Consider the following 25,646-nt stretch of genomic DNA (forward strand, 5'->3'; position numbering starts at 1 on the left):
TTCAACCGGCCTCGGCGCCGGTCTGCAATGCGTACCAGCGTGCGATCAGCCAGCGCGAGATCGACAGCGCGGGCGACAACGACAGCTCCGGATTGGCATCGCGCAACGCCGCGCCGATCGCATCGGCATCGAACCAGCGCGCGTCCTCCAGCTCGTCGTTGACGCGCGGGACGTCGGGCTCGGCATCGGCGAGGAAACCGAGCATCAGCGACGACGGGAACGGCCAGGGCTGCGAGGCGAGATACCGACAACCGCGCACCCGCACCGCGCTTTCTTCGAACACCTCGCGCGCGACCGTCTGCTCGAGCGTTTCGCCCGGCTCGACGAAGCCGGCAAGCGTGGAATAGCGGCGCGGCGGCCAGGCCGCCTGGCGGCCGAGCAGCAACCGCGTGCCATCGGTCACCGCGACGATGATCGCCGGATCGGTGCGGGGGTAGTGTTCAGTGCCGCATTGCGGGCAACGGCCGAGCCAGCCGGCCCGCGCCCACTGCAGCGCTGCGCCGCAAGCGCCGCAGTGGCGATGCCGCGCACGCCAGTGCAGCACCGCGCGCGCCTGTGCGAAGGCGGTGGAGTCGCGTAACGGCCACGACGCCGCGGCGCTGCGCAGATCCACGACCCCGTGGACAGACAGGCCTTCGGGGGCATCGCCTGCAGGCAGCGCGAACCAGCCTTGCTCGCCGTGCAGGCCCAGGAACACCGCCGAATCCGGGCGCTCGCCCAGCGCGGTCCCGGTCAGTGCCGGGGGTGCGCCGTCGGCATCGACGGCCGCATCGCCGTGCGCATCGAGCACCAGCACGCGCGCCTGGGGCCATAGCCGCGACAGCGCCGCGCTGTCGGTTCGCAGATGTTCGGCGCGATCGAGCGGCGCCTCGACGAAACGGAAGTCCATGCCGGGATTATGGCCGGCTGCCGTGTCGCGATGGCGACATCGACCGCACGGCGCTGGCGCCGGCCGACCGGCAGGCGGTCAGACCGTGAAGCTGCTGCCGCAGCCGCAGGTCGACTTCGCGTTCGGGTTGCGGATCGTGAACTGCGCCCCGTGCAGGCTCTCGACATAGTCCACCGCCGCGCCCATCAGGTACTGCAGGCTCAGCGGATCGACCACCAGTGTGACGTCGTCGGTGACGATCGCCAGGTCGTCCTCGGCGCGCTCCTCGTCGAACTCGAAGCCGTACTGAAAGCCAGAACAGCCGCCGCCCTGGATGTAGACACGCAGGTTCAACGCCGGGTTGCCCTCGCCGTCGATCAGCTCGCGCACCTTGGCCGCCGCTGCAGGGGTGAATTCCAGCGGCCGCTCCAGGGACTGGTAGCCGGGGCCCTCGATGGTCAGCACTTCGCTCATGCCCGACAGGATGGGGGGGCCGGCGGCCGCGTTCAAGGCTCGGGCGCAGAACGCGGCGTCACGTCGGCCCAGCTGAACGCGCGCTCCACGGCCGCGCCGCGGCCCTTGGGCGCAAGCCGCACGGTCACCCGCAGTGGCTGGAAACCGGGCGGCAGCACGATGTCGCCCTCGACCTGCTGGAAGTACTTGAACGCGTACGGCACGCCGGGGGCGTCAGCGCGCTGGCGCAGGTCCGACCAGGCCAGCGTCTGCAGCCGGCCGTTGCGGGTGCCTTCGATCGCCAGCCGCATCTCGCCCTCGCTGGCCGCATCGCGGGCCAGGCTCTGGGTCAGCGTGGCGGTGTAGTGCCAGCCCTGATCGGTCCGGGGCTGCATGCGCAATTCGTGGACGCTCAGCTCGCGTCCCTGCGAAGTCGAGCCGACGAAGCGCTCGTAGAACGCCACGTCGGCGCGCAACGCGGCGATCTCCTCGTCGCGTTCGGCCAGCGTTCCCTGCAGCTCGCGGTTCGCGTCGCGGCTGATCTGGTCGGAGCGGGTGAGCGTGGCGACCTGCTGCTGCAGGTCCTCGATCTGGGCGGCCTGTGCGGCGAGCTGGCGTTGCGGATGCGCGGCCCCCGGCGCAAACACCTGCCACGCCCCCCACAGGCCGAACAGCAGCGACACCGCCGTCAGGCCGAGCAGCACGCGCGTCCAGCGCGGGTCTTGCGAGGGACGGGCGGACGCGCCTGGCGTGGCGGGCGTCGGGGGCTGCCCGGTGGGCTCGGGTGGAATCATCGGACAAGGTATAGCGAGCGCGGCGAATCGCAGTCAAGCGGCTGTGCTCCCTATACTCGTCGCCATCGTGCGCCGCGCCCCGCGCTGCGGCGAACCGGGAGGTCGCGATGTCGGAAGCCCATCTGTTCGCGATCGGTGTGGTGCTGGCGTGGCTGGCCGGCGTGCGTGCCTATCTGACCGTCTTCGGTGTCGGGGTCGCCGGCGCGCTCGGCTGGCTCGACCTGCCCCCCGCGCTCGAGGCCACCGCCTCGCCCTGGGTGCTGGGCGTGTCGGGCGCGCTGGCGGTGACCGAATTCTTTGCCGACAAGATCCCCGGCGTCGATTCGGGCTGGGACCTGTTGCAGACGCTCGCGCGCGTGCCGGCCGGCGCTTTCCTCGCCGCGGCCGCACTCTCGCCCGACGGCGACCTGGGCGCCGGGATGCTCGCCACCGGCGCGGGCGTGGCGCTGACCAGCCATGCGCTCAAATCGGGCACGCGGCTGCTGCTCAATCTGTCGCCCGAACCTGTCAGCAACATCGCCGCCTCCTCCACCGAGGACGCGATGACCGTCGGTGCGCTCGGGCTGGTCCTCGCCTCGCCCTGGCTGGCCCTGGCGCTGGTCGTGGCGATCGGCCTGAGCGGCCTGCTCGTGCTGGCCTGGCTGTGGCGACGGCTGTTCGGCCGTGGGCGCACACGCGCGGCCGTCTTGCCGCGCTCCTGATCGCGGCCGGGTAAAGTGAGCGCTTCCCACGCTTCTCGTTCCTCCCCCGCCATGCCCGATCCCGACAAGCCGCAACGCGCGGAGTTCCCCCCCACTGCGTACTGGAGGCGGTGGGCCGCCGACGCCGGCCGTCCGTCGCTGCCCGATGCCGCCGATGTGTCTGCTGCGGAGCCCATGGACGCGGCCGCGACGTTGACCGACGACGGTCGGCCGTACCGGGTCCTGGTCGTCGAGGACGACCCGAGCCAGGCGCTGTTCGCCGAAAGCGTGCTCAACGGCGCCGGCCTGCAAGCGCGCGTGGTGGCGATCGCCAACGAATTCCTGTCGACCGTGGTCGAGTTCGGCCCGGACCTGGTGCTCATGGACCTGCACATGCCGGGCATGGATGGCGCAGAGCTGACCGCGCTGCTGCGCCAGCAGCCCGCGCACCGGCACATCCCGGTCGTGTTCTTGACCGGCGATGTCGACCCCGAGCGCCAGTTCGAGGCGCTGGAAGTGGGCGCCGACGATTTCCTGACCAAGCCGGTCCGGCCGCGCCACCTGGTGTCGGCGGTGCAAAACCGCATCCGCCGGGCCCGCACCCTGCAGCAGATGCCCGATCCGGGTCGCAGCCCGGTCACCGGCCTCAACAGCCGGCTGCAGTTGCTGCAGAAGCTCGCCGAGGCGATCCCGGCGCAGCCGCGCGGGGCGCTGGCGTTTGTCGAGATCGAGGGCATCACCGCGCTGCGCGACCGCTACGGCTACGCCGGACTGGAGACCATCCTCACCGATGCCGGCCGCCACCTGCATCATCTGGTCGAAGGCGCGGCCGCCACGCGCCTGAACGACAACACCTTCTTGGTGTTTGCGCCGCAGATCGACCGGACCGCGCTCGACGTCTGGGCACGCGGGCTGCGCGACGGCATCGGTAGCCATCCGTTCCCGCTCGCGGGCCAGAGCCTGCGTCTGCGTGCGCTGATCGGCTACGCCGATCTCGCGCACGCCTATGAGGACCCGGGCACCGCGCTGGCTGCCGCCGAACAGGCATTGCGCGATGCGCGTGGCACGCCGGCCGGGATCGCCGTACACATGCCGGCGCCGCCCGCAGGCGGCGAGGACGCGCCGCCGTCGTTGTCGGAAGACCTGCGCGGCGCGCTCGATGAGGGCCGCATCGAACTGGCATTCCAACCGATCGTCTCGGTCGCCGGCGGCGACGAACCGCAGTACCAGACCCTGCTGCGGCTGCGCGGACGCGATGGCGAACTCCATTCGGCCGCGCGCATCCTGCCGGCGGCGGAGCTGGCCGGCGTGCTGTTGGACATCGACCGGCGCGTGCTCGAACTGGCGATCGCCACTCTGGCCGAGCGCACCCAGCGCGGCGGCGCGATGCGCCTGTTCGTGTCGCAATCCTCGCGCAGCCTGGTGCAACCGGGCTATGCCGACTGGCTGTTGCAGCGCCTGCACGAGGCCGGGATACCCGGCGCTGCATTGGTCATCGACGTGCGCCAGGACGATGCGCTGATCCACGCGCTGTGGCTGCAGGAATTCTGCGCGCGCATGGTCCCGGCCGGCGTCCAGCTGTGCCTGGGCCAGTACAGCGATGGCGAAGAGGCCAATGCGCTGCTCGCGCAGCTGCCTTTGGGCTTCGTGCGCCTGTCGGGCCGATACTCGCGCCAGCTCGACGAACCGCGCATCCGCGACGAGATGCGCGGCGCGGTCGAACGCGCGCACCGCCTCGGACTGCAGGTGATCGGTCAACAGGTCGAGAACCCGCAGGCCGCCGCGACGCTGTGGATGAGCGGCATCGACTACATCCAGGGCAACCTGGTGCAGCGCGTCGCCGACGCGCTCGACTTCGACTTCCACCACTCGGTGCTGTAGCGGCGATGTCGCTTTCTGCCTTGCGCTGGGGCGCACTGCTGGCCGCGATCGCAGCGGCAGTGGCCGCGTCATTGCAGGCGCTCGCCGTCCCGGGTCCTTGGTCGCTCGTGGCCGCCGCATTGGCGGCCGCAGCCGCAGCGGCAGTGTTCGCGTCCGGCGCGCCGCTGCGCGCGCAGCAGCACGCGCTCGAGGACGCGCAGGCCCAGGCGCATCGCGATGCCCAGGCCTGCAAACAGTTGCAACGCGAGCTCGATGCGCACACGCACCTGGAGCAGCAGCTGCGACAGGCCAAGACCGCGGCCGAATCGGCAGTGCTGGCCAAAGGTGAGTTCCTGGCCACGATGAGCCACGAGATCCGCACGCCGCTCAACGGCATCACCCCGATGCTCGACCTGCTGCTGCACGCGCCGTTGCCGGTCGACCACCTCGAACTGGTCCGCACCGCCTACCAGTCGGCGCAGCAGATGCAGCGCATCGTCGATGACATCCTCGATTACTCCAAGCTCGAATCCGACCGGCTGGACCTGGAGGTCACCGGCTTCAACCTGCGCGAGTTGCTGCAGAGTGTGATCCAGCCGATGGATCGCCAGGCGCGGGCCAAGGGGCTGCGCATGCAGTTGCAGATCGATCCAGCCGTGCGGCTGGCGGTGTGCGGTGATCCGGTCCGGCTGCGCCAGATCCTGAGCAACCTGCTCAGCAACGCGGTGAAGTTCACCGAACGCGGCGGCATCACCGTGGACGTGCGGCGTCTGGGCGAGACGGCCACGCACCACCGGCTGCGTTTCGAGGTCCGCGATACCGGCATCGGTATTCCGGCGCAAAGCCAATCGCGGCTGTTCCAGGCCTTCAGCCAGGCCGATGCGTCGACAACGCGGCTCTACGGCGGCACCGGGCTGGGCCTGGCGATTTCGCGGCGGATCGTCGAACTCATGGACGGCAGCATCGGCGTCACCTCTGCGGCAGGCGCCGGATCGACGTTCTGGTTCGAGATCCCGCTGCGCAAGGCCCGCGGCGACCTGCAGACGGGTGCCGGCGCATCGGGGCCGGGCGCGGCGCTGCTGCTGACCGTCGATCCGCGCCTGCGCGCCCGCCTGTCGATGCTGCTGGCGGACTGGGGCCTGCGCGTGCAGGCGGTCGAAACCACGCACGAAGCGCTCGAACTGCTGCGCCAGGGAGCGGGAAGCAGCGCGGCCGCGGCCTGGTCGATCGTCGTCGCCGACCTGGCCGGGCTGCGTGATGCCGGCATGGCGCTGCGCCGCAATCTCGCCCGGCCTGCCGACTACGGGCAACCCCGGCTGGTCTGCTTACAGGGAGACGAGCCGATCGACGGCCCGGACGACGACGCCATCGTGCTCCATCGGCAGGCGTCCGACGTGCGTCTGCGCGAGGCGGTGCTGGGCGAGACGGTGCCCGGTGAGGCAACGGATACCGGGCAGCCCGAACCGATGCTGCCTGCGCGCACTGCCGTCCCGACGACGCGCAGGACACAATCGCCCACGCCCCACGCGACGCAGGCCGCCACTGCGCCGACGCCTCGTGTGCTGCTGGTCGAGGACAACCCGGTCAACCAGATGGTCGGGCAGCGCTTGCTGGGCGTGCTGGGCCTGCAATGCGATACCGCCGGCAACGGCGAGATCGCGCTGGACAAGCTCATCGAGGGTAGCTACGACATCGTGCTGATGGATTGCCAGATGCCGGTGCTCGATGGCTACGCGGCGACCCGACGCTGGCGCGAGCGCGAGGCGGCCTCCGGCACCGGGCGCCGCCTGCCGATCATCGCGATGACCGCCAATGCGATGGCCGGCGATCGGCAGAAATGCCTGGACGCGGGCATGGACGATTACCTGGCCAAGCCGGTCACGCGCGGCGAGCTGGTGCGTTGCCTGGCGCGCTGGGGGTCGGCCGATGCGCAGGCGGCACCAGGGTCCACCGGCGGGACAATGCCGCCTGCCAATGAAGCCGAGATGCAGCCCCCCGCGCCAGCGACCGCTTCGAGCGTCCCGCCACCCGCGCCGGCGGTGCCGGAGGCGCCAGAATCCGATGTGCTCGACGGCGAGGTGCTCGACGATCTGCGCGAGCTGCTCGGCGACGATGTCGACCGGCTGGTGGCGGTGTTCCTCGACGACACCCCGCGCCTGCTCGCCAGCTTCAATGCCGCGGCCGCGGCGGGCGACCAGGCCACGATGCGCGAAGCGGCGCATTCGCTCAAGTCCTCGAGCGCCAATCTCGGCGCGCTGGCCCTGTCGGCCGAGGCCAAGCGGATCGAGGCAGCCGCGCGAGCGGGAACGCTCAGTGATGCCGAAGACGCGGCGCGGCAACTGGACGTGGCGTTCGCACGCGCGCGCCAGGCATTGCGGGCGCGGGTGCCGTCCGCCGGCTGATCGGCGCGCCGGACGCGCCCCCGCGCCGAGGGCGATCAGTCGTCGCCCATCTGGCTCTGCAGATAGTTTTCTTCGCCGATGCGACCGATCAGGTCGAGCTGCGTCTCCAGCCAGTCGACATGCTCCTCCTCGTTTTCGAGGATGTCGGCCAGCAGCTTGCGGCTGACGAAATCGCCGACCTGCTCGCAATGCGCGATCGCCTCGCGCAACACCGGCAGGCCGTCCATCTCCAGCGCGAGGTCGCACTCGAGCATCTCGCGCGGCGTCTCGCCGATGCGCAGCTTGCCCAGCGCCTGGAAGTTCGGCAGCCCTTCGAGGAACAGGATGCGCTCCGACAGCGCGTCGGCGTGCTTCATCTCCTCGATCGATTCCTTGTACTCATGCTTGCCCAGCGCTTCCAGCCCCCAGTGCTTGAGCATCTTGGCGTGCAGGAAGTACTGATTGATCGCCGTGAGTTCGTTGTACAGCGCCTGGTTGAGGTAGCGGATGACCTGCGCGTCGCCCTTCATCGCGGTGCGTCCTGTCGAGGGAAAGGCGCCACTCTAGCCGGACACGCGCGCAGATGAAGGAACGCGAATCGTGCGCATTCCTTCGCGTCGAATGGAACGGCGTGGCGGCCTCAGGCAGCCGAGGCGATCAGCGGCAGTTCGAACGTCGGCGCGCGCGCGGCGTGGTACTCGTCGAGCAGGCTGGCGGCCATGTCGGTGCAGCTGCCGCAGGTGGCGCCGCAACCGGTGCGCATCGTCAGTTCGGACACCTCGCGGCAACCGTGTGCGGCGGCTTGGCGAATCTGGGCGTCGGTGACGCCGTTGCAGATGCAGACGAACAAGGCTGCGGTCCTGGCCGGGGCTGGGTGTCCATTCGGCCACAAACGAGAATCACTGTCAAATGAGAAGCGTTCAGTTATGCCCGTCGGAATCCCGGTTGCGCAGCGCTTCGGCGCGACGCGCACGTCGTTGCGGACGCCGCCCACGGGCCCGCTCGACCGCAGCCTGCGGAATCGCCTGGGTCCCGGCGACCTTGCGCGCGTACGGCGCCAGATGCCGCAGCGCGCTGACGTAGACGCCCCGCTTGAACACCACCACATGGTCGAGCGGGTACCAGAAATCCACCCAGCGCCAGTGGTCGAACTCGGGCTTGTCCGACAGGTCGAGCCGCAGGTGGGTCTCCTCGCCGACGAATTGCAGCAGGAACCAGACCTGTTTCTGCCCGATGCAGACGATGCGGTCGTTGCGGCGGATCGCCCGCTGCGGCAGGCGATAGCGCAGCCAACCGGGCGTGGCCCCAAGCACAGACACGTGCTCGGGCAGCAACCCGGTCTCCTCGCGCAGCTCGCGGTACATGGCCTCGAGCGGCGTCTCGTCGGTATTCATCCCGCCTTGCGGGAACTGCCAGCCGTCGCGACGCACCCGACGCGCCCAGAACACGCGCCCGTCCGGGTGCATCAGCACGATGCCGACATTGGGCCTGAACCCGTCCGGATCGATCACGATGCGGACTCCTAATACGATTGACTGAGCGTCACTGTGCTCGACTCTGCCACGGGTCCGGCGGGGCGACAAGCGGTCGCAGCCTCGGCGCGCGCCACGCCCGCGGCGGCCTTGCATGGCGGCGTTCAGGTTGGGGCGCAGGATCTGCGCGCCGGGTCTTGGCGGGGGGGAAGCGTCGCGCCGCCGCGGCAGCGGCCCGTGCCCCTGCGCGCTGCTCCCAGGCGCGAACGCAGGCTCGCATGGCGCCACAGACGAAGGACCCAGGTACGCGACCGTGCGCCGGTGCCGGGCGCGATGGCAGGCAGACCGCAGACAGCAAAAACCCGCCGGGCGGCGGGTTCTCGAGGAAGCCCCGATGGTGGCTATGGGTGGACTCGAACCACCGACCCCAGCATTATGAGTGCTGTGCTCTAACCGGCTGAGCTACATAGCCATCGGGCGCCGTCGCGTTCGCTACGAGCCGCGCATTCTGCAACGCGCGGCGGCCCGCGTCAACGGGCCACCGCCCTCGCCTCAGCGGGCGACGGATGCCGCCGGAGTCTCGCGCAGGCCCAACTGGTCGAGCATGAACGCGTACATCTCGGCCGATTCGCGGTAGCGACGGAAACGTCCCGACTTGCCGCCGTGGCCGGCTTCCATGTTGGTGCGGAACACCACCGGATGCGTGCTGGTGTTGACGTCGCGCAACCGCGCCACGTACTTCGCCGGCTCCCAGTACTGCACCTGCGAGTCCCACAGCCCGGTGCCGACGAACATCGCCGGGTAGGCCTTGGCTTGCAGGTTGTCGTAGGGCGAGTAGCCGAGGATGTAGTCGTAGTAGCGCTTGTCTTCCGGGTTGCCCCATTCGTCGTACTCGTTGGTGGTCAGCGGGATGCTCGGGTCGAGCATCGTCGTGACCACGTCGACGAACGGCACCTGCGACAGGATCACCCGGTACTTCTCGGGCGCCATGTTCGAGATCGCGCCCATCAGCAGGCCGCCGGCGCTGCCGCCGTAGGCGGCGACGCGATCGGGCGCAGCGTAGCCGCGCTTGACCAGGTCGTCGGTGACGTCGATGAAATCGGTGAAGGTGTTGACCTTGTTGAGCAGCTTGCCGTCGTCGTACCAGGCGCGGCCCATTTCCTCGCCGCCGCGGATGTGCGCGATCGCATAGACCATGCCGCGGTCGAGCAGGCTGACGTTGGTCACGCTGAAGCCCGGATCCATCGATGCACCGTAACTGCCGTAGCCATACTGCAGCATCGCCGCGGTGCCGTCCTTCGCGAACCCCTTGCGGTAGACCAGCGACACCGGCACACGCTGGCCGTCGCGCGCGGTCGTCCACACCCGCTCGGTGACGTAGTTGGACGGGTCGTAGCCGATCACCGCCTGCTGCTTGAGCTGGCGGCGCTCGCCGGTGCGCGTGTTGACCTCGAACGTCGTCGCCGGCGTGGTCAGCGAGGTGTAGCTGTAGCGCAGCCAGTCGGTGTCGGGCTCGGAATTGATCGACAGGCCCATCGCGTAGGCGGGCTCGTCGGCCTGCACGAACGTGTCGCTGCCATCGGCCTTGAGCACACGCACGCGGGTCAGCGCCTGCGCGCGCTCTTCGATGGCGGTGAAGCCGTCGAACAGTTCGTAGCCTTCGATATAGACGTCGTCGCGGTGCGGTACCAGATCGGTCCACTGCTGACGCGAGGTCGCATCGCTGGGCGCGGTGACGAGCTTGAAGTTCGTCGCCTTGTCCGCATTGGTGCGGATCACCCAGCGGTCACCGTGGTGGTCGGCGTCGTACTCGACGTCGCGCGCGCGCGGAGCGAGCACGGTGAACGTCTCGGGATTGTCGGCCGGGGCATAGCGCAGTTCGCTCGACACGGTGCTGCCCAGGCCGATGACGATGAAGCGGTCGTCACGCGTGCGATCGATGCCCATGTAGAAGCTGTCGTCCTTCTCCTCGTAGACCAGCACGTCGTCGGCGACCGGCGTGCCGAGTACGTGCTTCTTCACGCGCACAGTGAGCAGGGTCTCGGGATCGTTCTCGACGTAGAACAGGGTCTTGCCGTCGTCGGCCCAGACCAGGTTCGCCGACACGCCGGGAATGGTCTCGGGGTAGACCTCGCCGGTCTCCAGGTTCTTGAAGCGCACCGTGTACTGGCGCCGGCCGTTGGTATCGTCGGCATAGGCCAGGATGCGGTTGTCACGGGTCACGTCCCAGTCCCCGACCGCGTAGTAATCCTTGCCCTCGGCGAGCTGGTTGACGTCGAGCATCACCTGCTCGCCGGCGAAGTCGCCCTTGGCGTTCGCGGCCTGGATCGACAGTGCATCGATTCCGGGACCGTCCGCGCGGCGGGCATGGACCGGGTAATCCTTGCCGGTCTCGAAGCGCGCGTAATACCAGAAGCCGCGATCGCGGTACGGCACCGAGCTGTCGTCCTGCTGGATCCGGCCGACGATCTCGTCATAGAGACGGTCCTCGAGCGGCTTGAGCGGCGCGAGCACCGTGTCGGCATAGGCGTTCTCGGCGTTGAGATACGCCAGCATCGCCGGGTCCTCGCGCTTGTCGTCGCGCAGCCAGTAGTAGACATCCTCGCGGGTCGCGCCGTGCGGTGCCTTGACGGTATGCGGGCGCTGCTCGGCGTCGGGTGGGGCCGGCTCGGCGGCGTGGGTGGCGGGAGAAGCGCTCATCAGGCTCAGACTCGTCAGGATCGGCGCGGCCAGCAACGTGGCCGCGCGGGGGAAAGATGTCTTCATAGGTGGGTCCACTCGCTGCCGATGCAACGTCAGAAAGAACACCGGCCGCGAAGGCGGCCGGTGCGCGATGGCATCACTTGCCCAGTTGCTGCCACAGGAACGTCAGGTAGAGCGCATCCATGTGGGCCTGCTGGCGGTTGTTCGCCGCGCCGCCATGGCCGCCCTCGATGTTCTCGTAGTAGCGCACGTCCTTCCCGGCCTCCGACATCCTGGCCATCATCTTGCGGGCGTGGCCGGGGTGCACGCGGTCGTCGCGCGTGGAGGTCAGGATCAGCGTCGGCGGATAATCCTTGGCCGGATCGAACAGGTGATACGGCGAGAAGGTGCGGATGAATTCCCACTCTTCGGGCTTGTCCGGATTGCCGTACTCGGCCATCCAGGATGCACCGGCGAGCAGCTGGTGATAGCGCTGCATGTCGAGCAGCGGCACCTGGATCACGACCGCGCCGAACAGTTCGGGATACTGAGTGAGCATGTTGCCGGTGAGCAGGCCGCCGTTGCTGCCGCCGCGGATGCCCAGATGCGCCGGCGAGGTGATCTTGCGGGCGATCATGTCCTGCGCGACGGCCGCGAAGTCCTCGTAGGCCTTGTGGCGGTTCTGCTTGAGCGCGGCCTGATGCCAGCGCGGGCCGTATTCGCCGCCGCCGCGGATGTTGGCGACCGCGTACACCCCGCCCTTCTCCAGCCAGCCCTTGCCCACGCCGCCCGAGTAGCCGGGGGTGAGCGAGATCTCGAAGCCGCCATAGCCGTAGAGCAGCGTCGGGTTGCTGCCGTCGAGCGCCATGTCCTTCGGGCGCACCAGGAAGTACGGCACGCGAGTGCCGTCCTTGGACGTGGCGAAATGCTGCTCGACTTCGTGCGTGGACGCGTCGAAGAACGCCGGCATCGTCTTCAGCGTGTCCGGCGCCCGGCCGCTGCCGACCTCGGCGAGCATCAGCGTGCTCGGCGTGAGGTAGTCGGTCACCGTCATCCACACCGCATCCGATTCGTCGCTGTCGACCGCGGTGACCGCGACCGTGCCCAGTTCGGGCACCCCGGCCAGTGCGCTGCGCGCCCAGCCGTCGGCGCCCGGGGTCAGCACGGTGAGCCGGTTCTTGACGTCCTCGAGCACGTTGAGCACGAGGTGATTCTTGATCCAGGTCGCGCCGGCCAGCGAGGTGGTCTGGGTCGGCTCGAACAGTGCTTCGAACTCGCGCTTGCCGGCCATGAAGTCGTCGAACTTCGTCACCAGCAGCGAACCGGCCGGGTACGCATGACCGCCGACGTTCCAGGCCTCGCGCAGTTCCAGCATCAGCCAATCGCGATGGACCGACTTGTTCGCCGAGTTCGGCGCGTCGACCTTGGTCAGCTGACCGGACGCGCCTGCGCATCCTGCGCCCGCACCACTCGCACATCGATGTGCATCGTCGGCGCCGCGCAGGTAGAGCTCATCGTTGTAGAACGCCAGGGTGCGGCTGACGAAGTCGCGTTCGAAGCCAGGCGTGTCGTCGCGCATCGCCGCGATGTACATGTCGTCCGGCTTGCCCTCGTAGACCAGCGTGGCCTGGTCCATCGACTGGCCGCGCGCCAGCTGCTTGACGATGCGCGGGTAGCCCGAGGACGTCAGCGAGCCGTCGCCGAAATCGGTATAGACGTAGACGTTGTCCTGGTCGATCCAGCCCAGGCCGCCCTTGGCTTCCTCGCGGAAGAAGCCGCCGTCGACCCACGACTTGGTGGACACGTCGAACTCGCGCGTCACGTCCGCGTCGGCGCCGCCGCGCGAGAGTGCGATCAGGCAGCGGGTGTAGGCCGGACGCAGGCAACTGGCGCCGTGCCAGACCCAGTTCTCGCCCTCGGCCTTGTTGAGCGCGTCCAGATCGAGCACGGTCTCCCACTTCGGCTGCGGCTTGCGGTACTCCTCGAGCGTGGTGCGGCGCCAGATGCCGCGCTCGTGGTTCCGGTCGCGCCAGAAGTTGTAGTACCACTCGCCCTGCTTGTAGGCGACCGGGATCTTGTCGTCGGAATCGTAGATCGCCAACAGGTCGGACTCGAGCTGCTTGAACTCGGGTGTGGCGGCCAGTTCGGCTTCGGCCTTGGCGTTCTGGGTGCGGACCCAGTCGAGCGCCTTGTCGTCGGTAACGGCTTCGAGCCACTGGTAGGGATCGTTCACGGCAGGCTCCTGGGCGGATGCGGCGCCCATCGCGAGGCCGGCGGAGATCCCGGCGGCGAGGCAGAGCTTGGACAACGGGGACATGGCGCCTCCGGCGGGCGGGGATCTAAGTAACCGCCAACGCTAGCACGGGCATCGGCAGCCGCCGCATGACCAAAGTCATCCCTTTCGGGCACACGGCCTCAGCGGCCCAACGGCAACCAGCCCGCCGCCGCGAGCGCGGCACGCAACGGTGTGGCCGGCCGGCGGCGCGGCGCGGGACGGCGTGCCGCCTGGGCAAGGCCTGGCCGACGCCGCCGCAAGACCGCTGACGAGGCCAGCTTGCGGCGGCGCGGCAGGCGAAGCACGCACCAAGTGAGCCAGGCGGCCGCGGGCATGCCGACCAGCCACAGCGGCGGCCAGCCGACCACGGCGACGCCGCTGCGCAGCCCGGGAAACGACAGCAGCGCGACACTGCCCAGGAACAGCAGGCCGAGCAGGCCGGCGCCGAGAAGGGCACGGGGATCGGAGGCAGGCGGTTCGAAGACATTCGACATGGCGGCAGAGCTCCCAGCGCCCGGATCGGGCCGTGCGGAGAGTCTGGGTCGCGGCCATCTCATGGATTGCGACATCGCAACCGATGGGCACGGGATATCACGTCCTGCCCTTGCGCCGTGCAGTGCCGCCCTCCGGCAGAACGGCAGCCTGACTGCCGCCAGCATGCGGCGGGCGCACGCCGGGGCGCAGCGCTGATCGTGCGAACCGCGCCGATCAGCGCTCGTACTTCGACAGCGCCAGTTCCAGCAGCGAGCGGGCCTGCTCGCGCAGCGCGACGGGCTCGGCGATCTGCGCATCGGCGCCGTAATGCAGCACATCCATCAACAACTCGCGCGCATTGCTGTAGGGCACTTTGAGCTCATAGCGGCCATCGGGCAGGAACCGGCCCTGCTGCTGCGAATGCCAGTGCTCGTCGGCAACCCAGCGCGCGGCACGGGCCTCGAACAGGATCGTCGCCACGCCCTTGGGCGGCCCGGAGAAGATGCCGTAGCTGCCCGCCAGGTGGGTGTCGAGCTCGGCATCCGCGATGTCGCGCGCCTGCCCGGGCAGCATGCGCGCATTGGTGATGCGATCGACCGAGAAGCTGCGCAACGCGTCGCGGTCGTGGTCCCAGGCGTCGAGATACCAGTTATCGCGGTAGTGAGTGATGCGCTGCGGGGAGACTGTGCGGCGGGTGCGCTCGTCGGTCGAGCGGGCGCGGTATTCGAACGCGAGCTGCCGACGCTCGAGCACCGCCGAGCAGACGTTGCGGAAGGCATGCTCGTCCATGCGTCGGCCGCGATGCGGCACCACGCGCACCCGCTGCACAGGCCACTGCTTGCCGGCCGAGTGTTCGTCGAGCAGTTTCTCGATCCGCGACTGCAGCGGCGCCAGCGCGCTCGACAGCACCCCGCCGCCGCTGCGCGAGAGCAGTTGCTGGGCGGCGAGCAACGCATGCAGTTCGCCCGAGCTCAGCCACAGCCCCGGCAACTCGAAGCGGTCGCCCTCAGCGCTGTCGTAGCGAAAGCCTGCGTCGCCATCGCCCACGACAGGCGCCATCAATGCGTCGCGCAGAAACGCCAGGTCGCGATAGACGGTGGCGCGCGAGCATTCCAGTTCGTCCTGCAGCCTGGCCACCGTGACCGGGTAGCGCGAGGTCTTGAGGATGCGGTGCAGCGAGAGGATGCGTTCGTATCGGTCCATGGGCCGATTATGGCCCGTCGTCGCGGCCCGCGGCGCGATGGCGCGCCGGATAACCACTCGCTAACGGGTCGGTCCTAGACTCGCGCGCGGATCAGGAGACGGCCCGACATGACGCCCCCAAGACGCGAGCGCACCGGCGGAATCGCCGCAGGACTCACGCTCGCCTGCCACCTGGCGGTCCTGGCCTGGCTGCTGTCCGGGTCTGTCGAGCCACGCAAACCTCGCACAGACGACCGCCGGCTCCAGGTGATCTGGGTCGACCCCGTGCCACCTGCCGTGTCTGTCGTCCCAGCGCCTGTGTCCGGCGCGGCGCAGGCGCCGCTGGTGCGTTCCGGGCCATCGACCACAGCGACACCACGGTCCAGCCTGACTGCGGTCGAGATCGCGCCGGCCGCCCCCGCCGACGCCCCCGCACCGGCGACGTCGTTACACGCCCAGGCCAGGGCGTGGGCACGCGCCCAGACCGCGCCGGTCGATTTCATCCCCGACCCACTGCGCCATCGTGCGCCGCCGCGCCCCGATGGCGCGTTCGCGATGCGCGCGCCGATCTCGGCGCAGGACGTGGTCGAGGGCATCGGCGCGCTGGTGTTCGGCGGCGGGCCGACCGATCCTTGCCCGCAGATCCGCCGCAATCTCGCCAATGCCGACCTCGGCGCCGGGCGGGCGTTGGCCGAGGAGGAACTGCACCGGCTGCAGCGCGACTGCCTGTAGCGGGACGCGCGCGACTCAGTCGCGCGCGCCGACCTCGCGCACGTGGGCGAGCGCCGCGGCGGCGACGCGTGCAGCCTGGCCGCGCAACTCGGGCATCGCGATGCTTTCCCACAGCGTGCCGATCCGCGGGATCCCCAACGTCCACAGCCCCGGCACCGTCGCGCCCGAGCGGTCGCGCACACCACCGACATCGTCGGTGTCGATGCCCATGCCATGCGGCCCGGGCCGTGCGATCCCCTGCGCGTATAGCGCTGCGGGCAGGGTGCCGGGCACCTGCGTCGGTCGCTTCTCCAGTCCAGTGGCGTTGACGACGCGATCGACCACGAGGCGTTCGTCGTCGCTACGCCGACGGCGACGCCAGTCGAGCTGCCACCGCCCGTCATCGCGCGCCGCAACCGCCGTCACCCGGCCGGCATGCAGCGAGAAGCGGCCATCGCGGCGCATCGTGTCGACCACTGCAGCCGCCTCGGGCGCGATGCGATGCCGGTGGATGTCCCAGTGGCGCACGCCGTGGCGCAAGAAGCGGGCCTGCTCGGCCGGCGGCCAGGCCTGCCACAGCGCCTGCACCTGCGGGCGCAGCCGCTCGAGCGCGTCTTGCCACGGCCGGCCCTCGGCCTGCGCCTGGGCAGCCCATTGCCGCAACAGGCGCATGCGCGCGCGCGCGCCCAGCGGCAGCAGCGGCTCGACGCCGCCGGCCTGCGGCACCGTTCCGGGGGCGTGGGCCAGCGGCATCAGCCCATGGCGCGAGATCGCGACGATCCGCCCGCGATGCCCGTTGGCATGCAGCGTCAACAGCACGTCGACCATGCTCAGGCCCGCACCCACGATCGCGACGTCGGCCTCCGGCGCGATCGCAGCGACCGCCGCGTAGTCCCAGGCGTCGATCGTGCCGGGCGCGGCCGCACTCGCGCCGGACACCGGCAGCGCGGCCGGCACCCCGCCCGTCGCCAGCACCACCGCCCGCGCGCGCAGCGCGGTGTCTGCGTCGGTGCGCAGTGCAAAGCCGGACGCGGCCGGCCGCACCGCGTCGACGGTCTCGGCCAGGTGCAGCAGCGTGCCGACCTGCGCGCAGCCTGCCAACCGCGCCTGCAGGTAATCGCCGTACACGCGGCGCGGTGCGAACGTTGCCGGCAACGTCTCGGCCGGGCGTGCCGCCGCGGCTGGCGCCTCGCGCAAGAACGCCAGGAAGTCGTCCGGCCGATCGTCGAATGCGCTCATCCGCGCAGCATTCACATTGAGCAGGTGCTCGAAACGCGGCGTCGAGTACGCCACCCCCTCGGCCAGGCGCGGACGCGGCTCGACCAGCGCCACGCGCAGGCCCGGGGCCGCGAGCAGGTGCAGCGCCACCAGGGCGCCGGCCGCGCCGCCACCGATCACGGCGACGTCGACATCGGGAGGAGCAGACTGGGGCACGGCGAAATCCTTGGACGCGGACCAGGCATTATCGCGCGTCCCGACCCGCCGCCCGGCGGCCCCGGACTGCGAACCGGTAGCTGAACCCGCCACGCCAACCGATGGCCCTTCGGGTTGGAAGGATCGGATGCGCTCGGCATAATCGGCTGTAATCGATTTCATGAATGGCTGTCATGCTCGCTGGCTGGTGGCTGGCTTTTGCAGGCCTGCCGATCTACACACAACCGCTCCCGGCCGCGCCGGAGCAACCGGCCGTGCTCGCCGTGGCGACGCGCCAGGTGCCGTTGCGTCGGCCGTGCTTCCGGCTCAAGTGCACCGATGCGGAATGGACCGCAAGTGCAGCGCGGCGCCGGATCTGGGCCCCGCGTGCACCCGGCGTCCGCCCCAAGTCCGTCGCGCCCCCTGTCATCCGCCTGCCCGACCGTCCGGCGATCGCGCTGTACTCGCCATTCGCGCAGCGCGACAGCTTCCGTTCCGGCGGCAACCATGTGAAGTGGGACACCAGCTACGGGATCGAGGCGATCCGCAGCCCCGAGACCTCGCTGCGGCTGGAGTTCGGCACCGGCGTGCGCATCGAGCCATACACCGATTTCGGTACCGCGGTACCTGGGCCGGTCGCCCGGGGCCAGGTCCAGTTGTCGCAGGAACTCGGCCGCCGCGCGTCGTTCACCCAGCAGGTGCAGGTCGAGACTGGGCGCGAGAACACCTTCGTGCGGCAGCGGCTGGCGTTCGACTACGAGCTGTTTCCGCAGTGGACGCTGCGCTCGGACTTCGAGCTGCGCCACGACACCCTGGGCAACGGCGGCCGCGGCAGTACCAACACAGAAAGCTCGCTGAAGGTGCAGTACCAGTTCTGACCGGCGGCCTACGCGGTCATGCCGCCCTCAACCGGGCAGGAACGCGCCGGCGCCGCCTTCGAGCAGGCGGGCGGCCACCGCCGACCCCAGCGCCTCGCCCTCGCCTTCCGGCGCCTCGCCGCCGGCGCGGACCGCGCGGCCGTCGATGGCCGACCCGACCAGCCCGTCGAGCAGGATCCGCCCGCCGTCCAGCCGCGCGAACGCGGCGACCGGGACGTGGCAGCTGCCATGCAAAGCGCGGTTCATCGCGCGCTCGGCCTCGACGCAGCGGCGCGTGGGGCCATGGTCGAGCGCGGCCACCAGGGCCTGCAGTTGCGGCGTGTCGTCGCGGCATTCGATCGCGATCGCGCCCTGGGCCGGTGCGGGTAGCCAGTCGGGCGCATCCAGGCGTGCACGGATGCGGGTGTCCAGGCCGAGCCTCTGCAGCCCGGCGCACGCCAGCACGATCGCGTCGTACTGTCCGCTGTCGAGTTTGGCCAGCCGGGTGTTGACGTTGCCGCGCAGGTCCAGGATCTCCAGGTCTGGGCGACGCGCCCGCAGCTGCGCCTGGCGCCGCAGCGACGAGGTGCCCACGCGCGCGCCCTCGGGCAAGGCGTCGATCGATGCAAACGTGTTGCTGACGAAGGCATCGGCATGGTCGGCGCGCGCCAGGATTGCCGGCAGCGCGAACCCCGGCTCGAGTTCCATCGGCACGTCCTTGAGCGAATGTACGGCGCAGTCGGCATCGCCGGCCTGCATCGCGATCTCCAGCTCCTTGAGGAACAGGCCCTTGCCCCCGATCGCGGCGAGCGACCGGTCGAGCACCTCGTCACCGCGCGTGCTCAACGGCACCAGTTCGACCTCGAGGCCGGGATGGCGCGCGCGCAGGGCCGCGGCGACGTGTTCGCTCTGCCACAACGCGAGCGGGCTCTTGCGGGTGGCGATACGCAGTCGTTCCATCCAGCCATTATCGACGATCCCGGCACCGGGACGCGAACCGCGCAGCGATGGCTAGAGCTGGCGCACCGCGTCGCGCAGCTGCGACACACAGCGCCGGCTGACCTCGAGCGTGCGCTCGGCATGGCGCAGCACGGCATGGACGTGGCCCTCGGCATCGCGGCGCAGTTCCAGCAGTTCGTTCCGCGCGACGAGGCAATTGCGGTGGATGCGCACGAAGCGGTCGCCGAACTCCTCTTCGAGCGACTTGAGCGATTCCTCGACCAGATCCTCGCCGCGCGCGTGATGCACCACGACGTACTTCTCCTCGGCCTGCAGATAGCGGATGTCCTCGACTGGAATCAGCCGGAGGCTGCCGCGCAGCCTGGCACACAGGTGGGTGCGCTGGCGGTCGGCGACGACCGATGCGGCCTGCCGCCCCGCAACGAACGCGCGCGCGCGCTCGACCGCCGCCTGTAGACGCTCGGCGCGCACCGGCTTGACCAGGTAATCCACCGCGGCCGCTTCGAACGCCTTGAGTGCATGGGCGTCGTAAGCGGTGCAGAACACGATCGCCGGGCGCGGCTCGAAGGTATTGAGATGCCGGGCCGCTTCCAGTCCATCGATGCCCGGCATCGCGATGTCGAGCAACACCAGCGCCGGCGCATGTGCCGCGCAGGCGTCCAGCGCCGCGCGGCCATCGCCGACTTCGGCGACGACCTCGACGCCCGGCACCTGCATCAACAATGTCCGCAGCCGCTCGCGGGCAAGCGGCTCGTCGTCAGCGATCACGACCTTCATGGTCTTCCGCTCTCCTCAAGGCACCGTGCCCGGGTCTACCGACCCGCCCTTGCGATGGTGCCCCGACGGGCATCCGCATGCCAGCGGGCCGGTGCGCGGGACGCTGACGGCGCTGCAGGCGCCCTGCCACGGCAAGGCCGATCGCGTTGCATCCCGCGCCACGCCCGCCGCACATGCGGCGATGCCGCTGTCAGCCGGCGAACCGCGCGCCCAGCCAGTCGCCCAGATCGGCGATCTCTTCGGCGCACACCGAGTGCGGCATCGGATAGGTCTGCCACTGCACATCGAAGCCGAACTGGCGCAGCAGCGCGGCGCTCTGCTGCCCGGCGATCGCCGGGACCACCGGGTCCTGCGTGCCGTGCGCCATGAACACCGGCTGCGCGACCGCGCCCTTGACCAGGGCATCGTGCGCAGTGGCGGCGGCAGGCAGGTAGGTCGACAGCCCGACCAGCCCGCCGAGCGGAACGCCGCGGCGCAGCCCCGCCGCGAGCGTGATCGCGCCGCCCTGCGAAAAGCCGGCCAGGATCACTCGCGCCGGCGGGACACCGCGCTCGGCCTCGCGGGCGATCAGCGCGTCGACCTGGGCCACCGACGCCTGCACACCGGCCTCGTCGGCGCGATTGTCCAGGTCGATATCGACGATGTCGTACCAGGCCCGCATGCGCACGCCGTTGTTGATCGTCACCGGGCGCACCGGCGCGTTGGGAAACACGAAACGCAGGGCCGGCCAGTCGGGGCGGACGAGCTCGGGCACGATGGGCGCGAAGTCGTTGCCGTCGGCGCCCAGGCCGTGCAACCAGATCACGCTCCACGCAGGCGCAGGCCCGGTCTCGCGTTCGATGCAGTCGAGCAATGCGGTGTCGTCGTTCATTGGAATGTCGTCGTGGGACCGCCCGTCAGTGTAAGCGCTGGTCCCGCAGGCGGCATCGCGTCAATCCGCGCGCGGCGCCACCGGCGCCTCGGCCTGCGCACGCAACTCGCTGGCACGCAGCAGCACGCGCGGCGGGGCGGCTTCCTCGGGCGTGGCGAACAGGCGCGCCCGGCGCATCGCCAGTCCCAGCCGCCGCGACGAGGTCAACCGCACGATCGGAATCGAGCCGGCCAGGCCGATGATCATCGGGGACATCCACAGCGCCAGCCCCGGCGATATCCACCAGGCGACGATCCCCATGCCGACACCGAGGACCGTGGTCCCGCGGTAGCTGCGCCACAGCTCGCCGTAAGTTTGCCGCCCATCGTCGCGCTGCTGGGCGTCCCAGCCCGAATCGCGCCCTGCCAGCACCTCGGCCACGCCGCGCGACTGCACGTACATGGTGACCGGCGCCATCAGCGCTGCCAGCACGTTCTCGATCAGCAGGCTGACGAACCCGCGCACGGCCCCGCCGCAGCCACGGCGCATGCGCGCATCGCTCAAGGTGGCGACGTAGCCGAAGATCTTCGGCGCGAACAACAACACCATCGTCAGCACGAACACGCCCAGGAAGCGGCCGTCGTCGATCGCCATCCAGTAGCCTGCCGCCGAGAAGCCGCCTTCGCCGGGCATGCCGTGCTGCAGCGGCACTGCAAGCCCGACCAGGATCAGCATTGCCCACAGCGGTGCGGTCAAATAGTGGCCGATGCCGATCAGCATGTGCCAGCGGTTGACCCAGTGCAGGCCGCGCGCCGGCAGCACGCCGCCGTGCTGCAGGTTGCCCTGGCACCAGCGGCGATCGCGGATCAGCATGTCGGTCAGCGTCGGCGGCCCTTCCTCGTAGCTGCCCTCGAGCGTCGGCACCATGTGCAAGGCCCAACCGCCGCGACGCAACAGCGCCGCCTCGACGAAATCGTGGCTGAGCACGGTGCCGCGGAAAGGGGTGGTGCCATGGAGCTCGGGCAGACCGCCATGGGCGGCGAACGCGGCGCTGCGGATCATCGCGTTGTGCCCCCAGTAATTGCTTTCCGCGCCGTGCCACCAGGCCACGCCCTGGGCGATGACTGGGCCATACATACGGCCGGAGAACTGCTGCATCCGCGCGAACATCGTCGTGCCGTTGACGATCACCGGCAGCGTCTGGATCAACGCGACATCGTCGTGGCGCTCCATCGCACCGGCCAGGCGCACCAGGGTATCGCCGGTCATCAGGCTGTCGGCATCAAGGATCAGGAACTGCGGATAGCCCCCGCCCCAGCGCCGCACCCAATCGGCGATGTTGCCGGCCTTGCGCTCGCGGTTGTCTTCCCGGCGCCGGTAGTAGAGCGTGACGCCCAGATCCAGCGCACGCAGCCGCGCAAAGGCCTGCAATTCACGTGCGTGGATGCCGGCATCGCGGGTGTCGCTGAGAACGAACAGATCGAACCGATCGCCCTGCCCCGTCTCGGCCAGGGATTCGCAGATCGCCTGGACCCCGGCGAACAGCCGCTCGGGGTGTTCGTTGTAGGTCGGCATCAACAACGCGGTGCGCGAGGCCAGAACCGGCAACGGATCCCGGGCATCGATACCCAGCCGCGCCGGCCGGCGCAGCAGCACGATCGCAAAACCCGCCAGCGAACTGGCGAACGACTGCGCGATCCAGGCAAACAACGGCACGAACACCGCCAGCAGCAAGCCCTCGAGCACATCGATGCCGCCGATCCGCAACAGCCACCAGATCTGATAGGTGGCCAGGACGGTCAGGCCGCCGGTCACTCCCACGATCGCAGCGCGCCGCCAGCCCATCCCGCGCGGCGCGCTGGGCAGGCTCGGCGACACCAAGCGCCCGGTGCGCAGCGACTGCACCGGCATGGGAATCGGATGTTCGGGCGGCAGAGGCGCCGGCGACGGCCGGATCCCCGGCGGTGCAGGCGCGCTCATGCGCTGTACCGCAAGGCGCGCTCGGAGCTGGCGGAGCGCGCCACAGCTGCCGCCAATCGATCAGGGTCGAGCATCATCGTTCCGCCGCATCGCATTCAGGTAGTGCCGCAATGTAACGATGCGGATGTAAGGGTTTCGCGAAACGTTGCGTTGGCTGGTGGGCCCACCAGGACTCGAACCTGGAACCAAAGGATTATGAGTCCTCTGCTCTAACCATTGAGCTATAGGCCCGTGCCGGACGCATCGTACCAAGCCGGGCTCTGTGCACACCACGGATATCAACTCAGCAGCACTCGCCTGGCCCCGCGACGCATCTGTGGCGGAGGACTTGGCGCAACTGCACCGTCTGCGGCGCTGAACCGATTTCTCGAGTAGCTGGTGGCGGCCTGGCGGCCGGTGGCTGCGTCAAGCGCGCCATGGATAGCGCGCGCCCGAGTCAAGGCAGGATGCCTTGCCGAGGGAAGAGCGGCTACCGGGCGGCGGGCTGCTGCCCGCCCGAAGCAAGCAGGCGACCGGACCTTCCGAAGTAAGTCGGGCTGGTGCCCGCGGCAAACAACGAAGCGGCGCAAAGAAAAACCCCCGCCGGATAACCGGCGGGGGTTTTGGGTAAAGACCCTGGCGATGACCTACTCTCGCATGCTAGATGCACACTACCATCGGCGCATGTACGTTTCACTTCCGAGTTCGGAATGGGATCGGGTGGTTCCATACAGCTATTGTCACCAGGGAGAGGGTGGAGGGTCGCCGGTCGGTCGATGTTTCGAGGGAATGCTCCGCTCGAATTGGGACCGACAGCGCTCACGCTCTCAGAGGTTGGGAAGTAGCGAACATTGGGACGACTGTACGTGTCGTAGGGCCAAGGATGCTTCGGATTGCGAAGCAACTTGAGGTTATATGGTCAAGCCACACGGATCATTAGTACTGGTTAGCTCAATACATTGCTGTACTTACACACCCAGCCTATCAACCACCTGGTCTTGATGGTTCCTTCAGGGGAGTCAAGCTCCCGGGAGATCTCATCTTGAGGCGCGCTTCCCGCTTAGATGCTTTCAGCGGTTATCGCTTCCGAACATAGCTACCCGGCAGTGCCACTGGCGTGACAACCGGAACACCAGAGGTTCGTCCACTCCGGTCCTCTCGTACTAGGAGCAGCCCCTCTCAAATCTCCAACGCCCATGGCAGATAGGGACCGAACTGTCTCACGACGTTCTGAACCCAGCTCGCGTACCACTTTAAATGGCGAACAGCCATACCCTTGGGACCGACTACAGCCCCAGGATGTGATGAGCCGACATCGAGGTGCCAAACACCGCCGTCGATATGAACTCTTGGGCGGTATCAGCCTGTTATCCCCGGAGTACCTTTTATCCGTTGAGCGATGGCCCTTCCATACAGAACCACCGGATCACTAAGTCCTAGTTTCCTACCTGCTTGATCCGTCGATCTTGCAGTCAAGCACGCTTATGCCTTTGCACACAGTGCGCGATGTCCGACCGCGCTGAGCGTACCTTCGAGCTCCTCCGTTACTCTTTGGGAGGAGACCGCCCCAGTCAAACTACCCACCATACACGGTCCCCGATCCGGATAACGGACCTAGGTTAGAACGTCAAGCACGACAGGGTGGTATTTCAAGGTTGGCTCCGCTGCAGCTAGCGCCACAGTTTCATAGCCTCCCACCTATCCTACACAGACGAACTCAACGTTCAGTGTAAAGCTATAGTAAAGGTTCACGGGGTCTTTCCGTCTTGCCACGGGAACGCTGCATCTTCACAGCGATTTCAATTTCACTGAGTCTCGGGTGGAGACAGCGCCGCCATCGTTACGCCATTCGTGCAGGTCGGAACTTACCCGACAAGGAATTTCGCTACCTTAGGACCGTTATAGTTACGGCCGCCGTTTACCGGGGCTTCGATCAAGAGCTTCGCCTTGCGGCTGACCCCATCAATTAACCTTCCGGCACCGGGCAGGCGTCAGACCCTATACGTCCACTTTCGTGTTTGCAGAGTCCTGTGTTTTTGATAAACAGTCGCAGCGGCCTGGTCACTGCGGCCCTCGATCGCTCTAGCTCGCACGAGCCACGATCAAGGGCGCACCTTCTCCCGAAGTTACGGTGCTATGTTGCCTAGTTCCTTCACCCGAGTTCTCTCAAGCGCCTGAGAATTCTCTTCCTACCCACCTGTGTCGGTTTACGGTACGGTCTGCATAAGCTGAAGCTTAGGGGCTTTTCCTGGAAGCGTGGTATCAGTCACTTCGCTCTAATGAGCTCGTCTCGGTGCTCGGAGTTAAAGGGTCCCGGATTTGCCTAAGACCCACTCCTACCGCCTTTCTCCAGGACAACCAACGCCTGGTAGACCTAACCTTCTCCGTCCCCCCATCGCACTTATGCGAGGTGCTGGAATATTAACCAGCTTCCCATCGACTACGCATTTCTGCCTCGCCTTAGGGGCCGACTCACCCTGCGTCGATTAACGTTGCGCAAGGAAACCTTGGGCTTTCGGCGTGAGGGCTTTTCACCCTCATTATCGTTACTCATGTCAGCATTCGCACTTCCGATACCTCCAACGGACTTCTCAATCCGCCTTCGACGGCTTACGGAACGCTCCTCTACCGCGCACAACAAGTTGTGCACCCCAAGCTTCGGTTTATCACTTAGCCCCGTTAAATCTTCCGCGCAGACCGACTCGACCAGTGAGCTATTACGCTTTCTTTAAAGGATGGCTGCTTCTAAGCCAACCTCCTGGCTGTCTGTGCCTTTCCACATCGTTTCCCACTTAGTGATAATTTGGGACCTTAGCTGTGGGTCTGGGTTGTTTCCCTTTTCACGACGGACGTTAGCACCCGCCGTGTGTCTCCCATGCATTCTGTCCTGGTATTCGGAGTTTGCAATGGTTTGGTAAGTCGCAATGACCCCCTAGCCATAACAGTGCTCTACCCCCAGGAAGATTCACATGAGGCGCTACCTAAATAGCTTTCGAGG

19 protein-coding genes, 2 tRNA genes, 2 rRNA genes and 1 pseudogene (1 of these 24 cut by a window edge) are annotated in these 25,646 nt (G+C 68.4%); 5 read left to right on the plus strand and 19 right to left on the minus strand.

Annotated features, from left to right (window positions below):
- Position 1: 1 nt before the first annotated feature.
- The 3 genes from nudC to ABE505_RS02105 form a co-directional block, all read right to left on the minus strand.
- Entirely contained in the window at positions 2–889 is an 888-nt protein-coding gene (nudC, locus tag ABE505_RS02095; RefSeq protein WP_346441768.1) for an NAD(+) diphosphatase, read from the minus strand.
- A gap of 78 nt (positions 890–967) precedes the next feature.
- On the minus strand, positions 968–1,342 hold the full coding sequence (gene erpA / locus ABE505_RS02100) for an iron-sulfur cluster insertion protein ErpA (RefSeq protein WP_047137413.1): 375 nt from the start codon (positions 1,340–1,342) through the stop codon (positions 968–970).
- Between the two features lie 32 nt (positions 1,343–1,374).
- On the minus strand, positions 1,375–2,115 hold the full coding sequence (locus ABE505_RS02105) for a DUF6776 family protein (protein ID WP_346441769.1): 741 nt from the start codon (positions 2,113–2,115) through the stop codon (positions 1,375–1,377).
- A 107-nt stretch (positions 2,116–2,222) separates the two neighbouring features.
- On the opposite strand from ABE505_RS02105, the gene ABE505_RS02110 reads away from it, so the two are divergent.
- The 3 genes from ABE505_RS02110 to ABE505_RS02120 are packed head-to-tail and all read left to right on the plus strand — an operon-like array spanning position 2,223 to position 7,057.
- On the plus strand, positions 2,223–2,816 hold the full coding sequence (locus tag ABE505_RS02110) for a DUF4126 domain-containing protein (protein WP_346441770.1): 594 nt from the start codon (positions 2,223–2,225) through the stop codon (positions 2,814–2,816).
- A gap of 51 nt (positions 2,817–2,867) precedes the next feature.
- Positions 2,868–4,676, plus strand: coding sequence for an EAL domain-containing protein (locus ABE505_RS02115; RefSeq protein WP_346441771.1), 1,809 nt, complete (start codon positions 2,868–2,870; stop codon positions 4,674–4,676).
- Positions 4,677–4,681: 5 nt separating this feature from the next.
- A complete protein-coding gene (locus tag ABE505_RS02120; RefSeq protein WP_346441772.1) occupies positions 4,682–7,057 on the plus strand; it encodes an ATP-binding protein in 2,376 nt (791 codons plus the stop codon).
- Between the two features lie 35 nt (positions 7,058–7,092).
- Here ABE505_RS02120 and bfr read toward each other — a convergent pair whose 3' ends face one another.
- The 8 genes and pseudogenes from bfr to ABE505_RS02160 form a co-directional block, all read right to left on the minus strand.
- The gene (gene bfr, locus ABE505_RS02125; protein ID WP_346441773.1) at positions 7,093–7,566 is read right to left on the minus strand and encodes a bacterioferritin; all 474 of its coding nucleotides are present in this window, start codon (positions 7,564–7,566) and stop codon (positions 7,093–7,095) included.
- 110 nt (positions 7,567–7,676) lie between these two features.
- On the minus strand, positions 7,677–7,886 hold the full coding sequence (locus tag ABE505_RS02130; RefSeq protein ID WP_346441774.1) for a (2Fe-2S)-binding protein: 210 nt from the start codon (positions 7,884–7,886) through the stop codon (positions 7,677–7,679).
- Between the two features lie 151 nt (positions 7,887–8,037).
- Positions 8,038–8,547 (minus strand): annotated as a pseudogene (locus ABE505_RS02135) (RNA pyrophosphohydrolase); the annotation flags it as partial.
- Between the two features lie 356 nt (positions 8,548–8,903).
- Positions 8,904–8,980 (minus strand) — tRNA-Met (locus ABE505_RS02140).
- Between the two features lie 80 nt (positions 8,981–9,060).
- Entirely contained in the window at positions 9,061–11,274 is a 2,214-nt protein-coding gene (locus ABE505_RS02145) for a S9 family peptidase (RefSeq protein WP_346441775.1), read from the minus strand.
- A gap of 73 nt (positions 11,275–11,347) precedes the next feature.
- Positions 11,348–13,507: a prolyl oligopeptidase family serine peptidase gene (locus tag ABE505_RS02150; protein WP_346441776.1), complete on the minus strand. Its 2,160-nt coding sequence runs from the start codon at positions 13,505–13,507 to the stop codon at positions 11,348–11,350.
- A 98-nt stretch (positions 13,508–13,605) separates the two neighbouring features.
- Positions 13,606–13,959: a hypothetical protein gene (locus ABE505_RS02155; RefSeq protein ID WP_346441777.1), complete on the minus strand. Its 354-nt coding sequence runs from the start codon at positions 13,957–13,959 to the stop codon at positions 13,606–13,608.
- 214 nt (positions 13,960–14,173) lie between these two features.
- Positions 14,174–15,142, minus strand: coding sequence for a YafY family protein (locus ABE505_RS02160; protein ID WP_346441778.1), 969 nt, complete (start codon positions 15,140–15,142; stop codon positions 14,174–14,176).
- A gap of 108 nt (positions 15,143–15,250) precedes the next feature.
- Between ABE505_RS02160 and ABE505_RS02165 the strand changes: the two genes are divergently transcribed.
- Positions 15,251–15,853: a hypothetical protein gene (locus tag ABE505_RS02165; RefSeq protein WP_346441779.1), complete on the plus strand. Its 603-nt coding sequence runs from the start codon at positions 15,251–15,253 to the stop codon at positions 15,851–15,853.
- A 15-nt stretch (positions 15,854–15,868) separates the two neighbouring features.
- Here the strand turns inward: ABE505_RS02165 and ABE505_RS02170 are convergent, their stop codons facing one another.
- Positions 15,869–17,266, minus strand: coding sequence for an FAD-dependent oxidoreductase (locus tag ABE505_RS02170; RefSeq protein WP_346441780.1), 1,398 nt, complete (start codon positions 17,264–17,266; stop codon positions 15,869–15,871).
- 164 nt (positions 17,267–17,430) lie between these two features.
- On the opposite strand from ABE505_RS02170, the gene ABE505_RS02175 reads away from it, so the two are divergent.
- Positions 17,431–18,123: a DUF481 domain-containing protein gene (locus ABE505_RS02175; protein ID WP_346441781.1), complete on the plus strand. Its 693-nt coding sequence runs from the start codon at positions 17,431–17,433 to the stop codon at positions 18,121–18,123.
- A gap of 27 nt (positions 18,124–18,150) precedes the next feature.
- Here ABE505_RS02175 and hemC read toward each other — a convergent pair whose 3' ends face one another.
- The 7 genes from hemC to ABE505_RS02210 all read right to left on the minus strand — a co-directional run.
- Positions 18,151–19,062 (minus strand): hydroxymethylbilane synthase, encoded by a 912-nt coding sequence (gene hemC, locus ABE505_RS02180; RefSeq protein WP_346441782.1) that lies wholly within the window; start codon positions 19,060–19,062, stop codon positions 18,151–18,153.
- A 51-nt stretch (positions 19,063–19,113) separates the two neighbouring features.
- Positions 19,114–19,839, minus strand: coding sequence for a LytTR family DNA-binding domain-containing protein (locus ABE505_RS02185; protein WP_346441783.1), 726 nt, complete (start codon positions 19,837–19,839; stop codon positions 19,114–19,116).
- Positions 19,840–20,029: 190 nt separating this feature from the next.
- Positions 20,030–20,710 carry an alpha/beta hydrolase gene (locus tag ABE505_RS02190; RefSeq protein ID WP_346441784.1) on the minus strand — a complete coding sequence of 227 codons (681 nt, stop codon included), beginning with the start codon at positions 20,708–20,710 and terminating at the stop codon, positions 20,030–20,032.
- A gap of 60 nt (positions 20,711–20,770) precedes the next feature.
- The gene (gene mdoH, locus ABE505_RS02195; RefSeq protein WP_346441785.1) at positions 20,771–22,669 is read right to left on the minus strand and encodes a glucans biosynthesis glucosyltransferase MdoH; all 1,899 of its coding nucleotides are present in this window, start codon (positions 22,667–22,669) and stop codon (positions 20,771–20,773) included.
- A 155-nt stretch (positions 22,670–22,824) separates the two neighbouring features.
- Positions 22,825–22,900: transfer RNA gene (locus ABE505_RS02200), tRNA-Ile, on the minus strand.
- Positions 22,901–23,282: 382 nt separating this feature from the next.
- Positions 23,283–23,396: ribosomal RNA gene (gene rrf, locus ABE505_RS02205) — 5S ribosomal RNA — on the minus strand.
- Between the two features lie 167 nt (positions 23,397–23,563).
- Positions 23,564–25,646, minus strand: a 23S ribosomal RNA gene (locus ABE505_RS02210); it runs 796 nt beyond the window's last position.

Source organism: Luteimonas sp. TWI382 (assembly GCF_039674545.1).
Classification (GTDB): Bacteria; Pseudomonadota; Gammaproteobacteria; order Xanthomonadales; family Xanthomonadaceae; genus Luteimonas.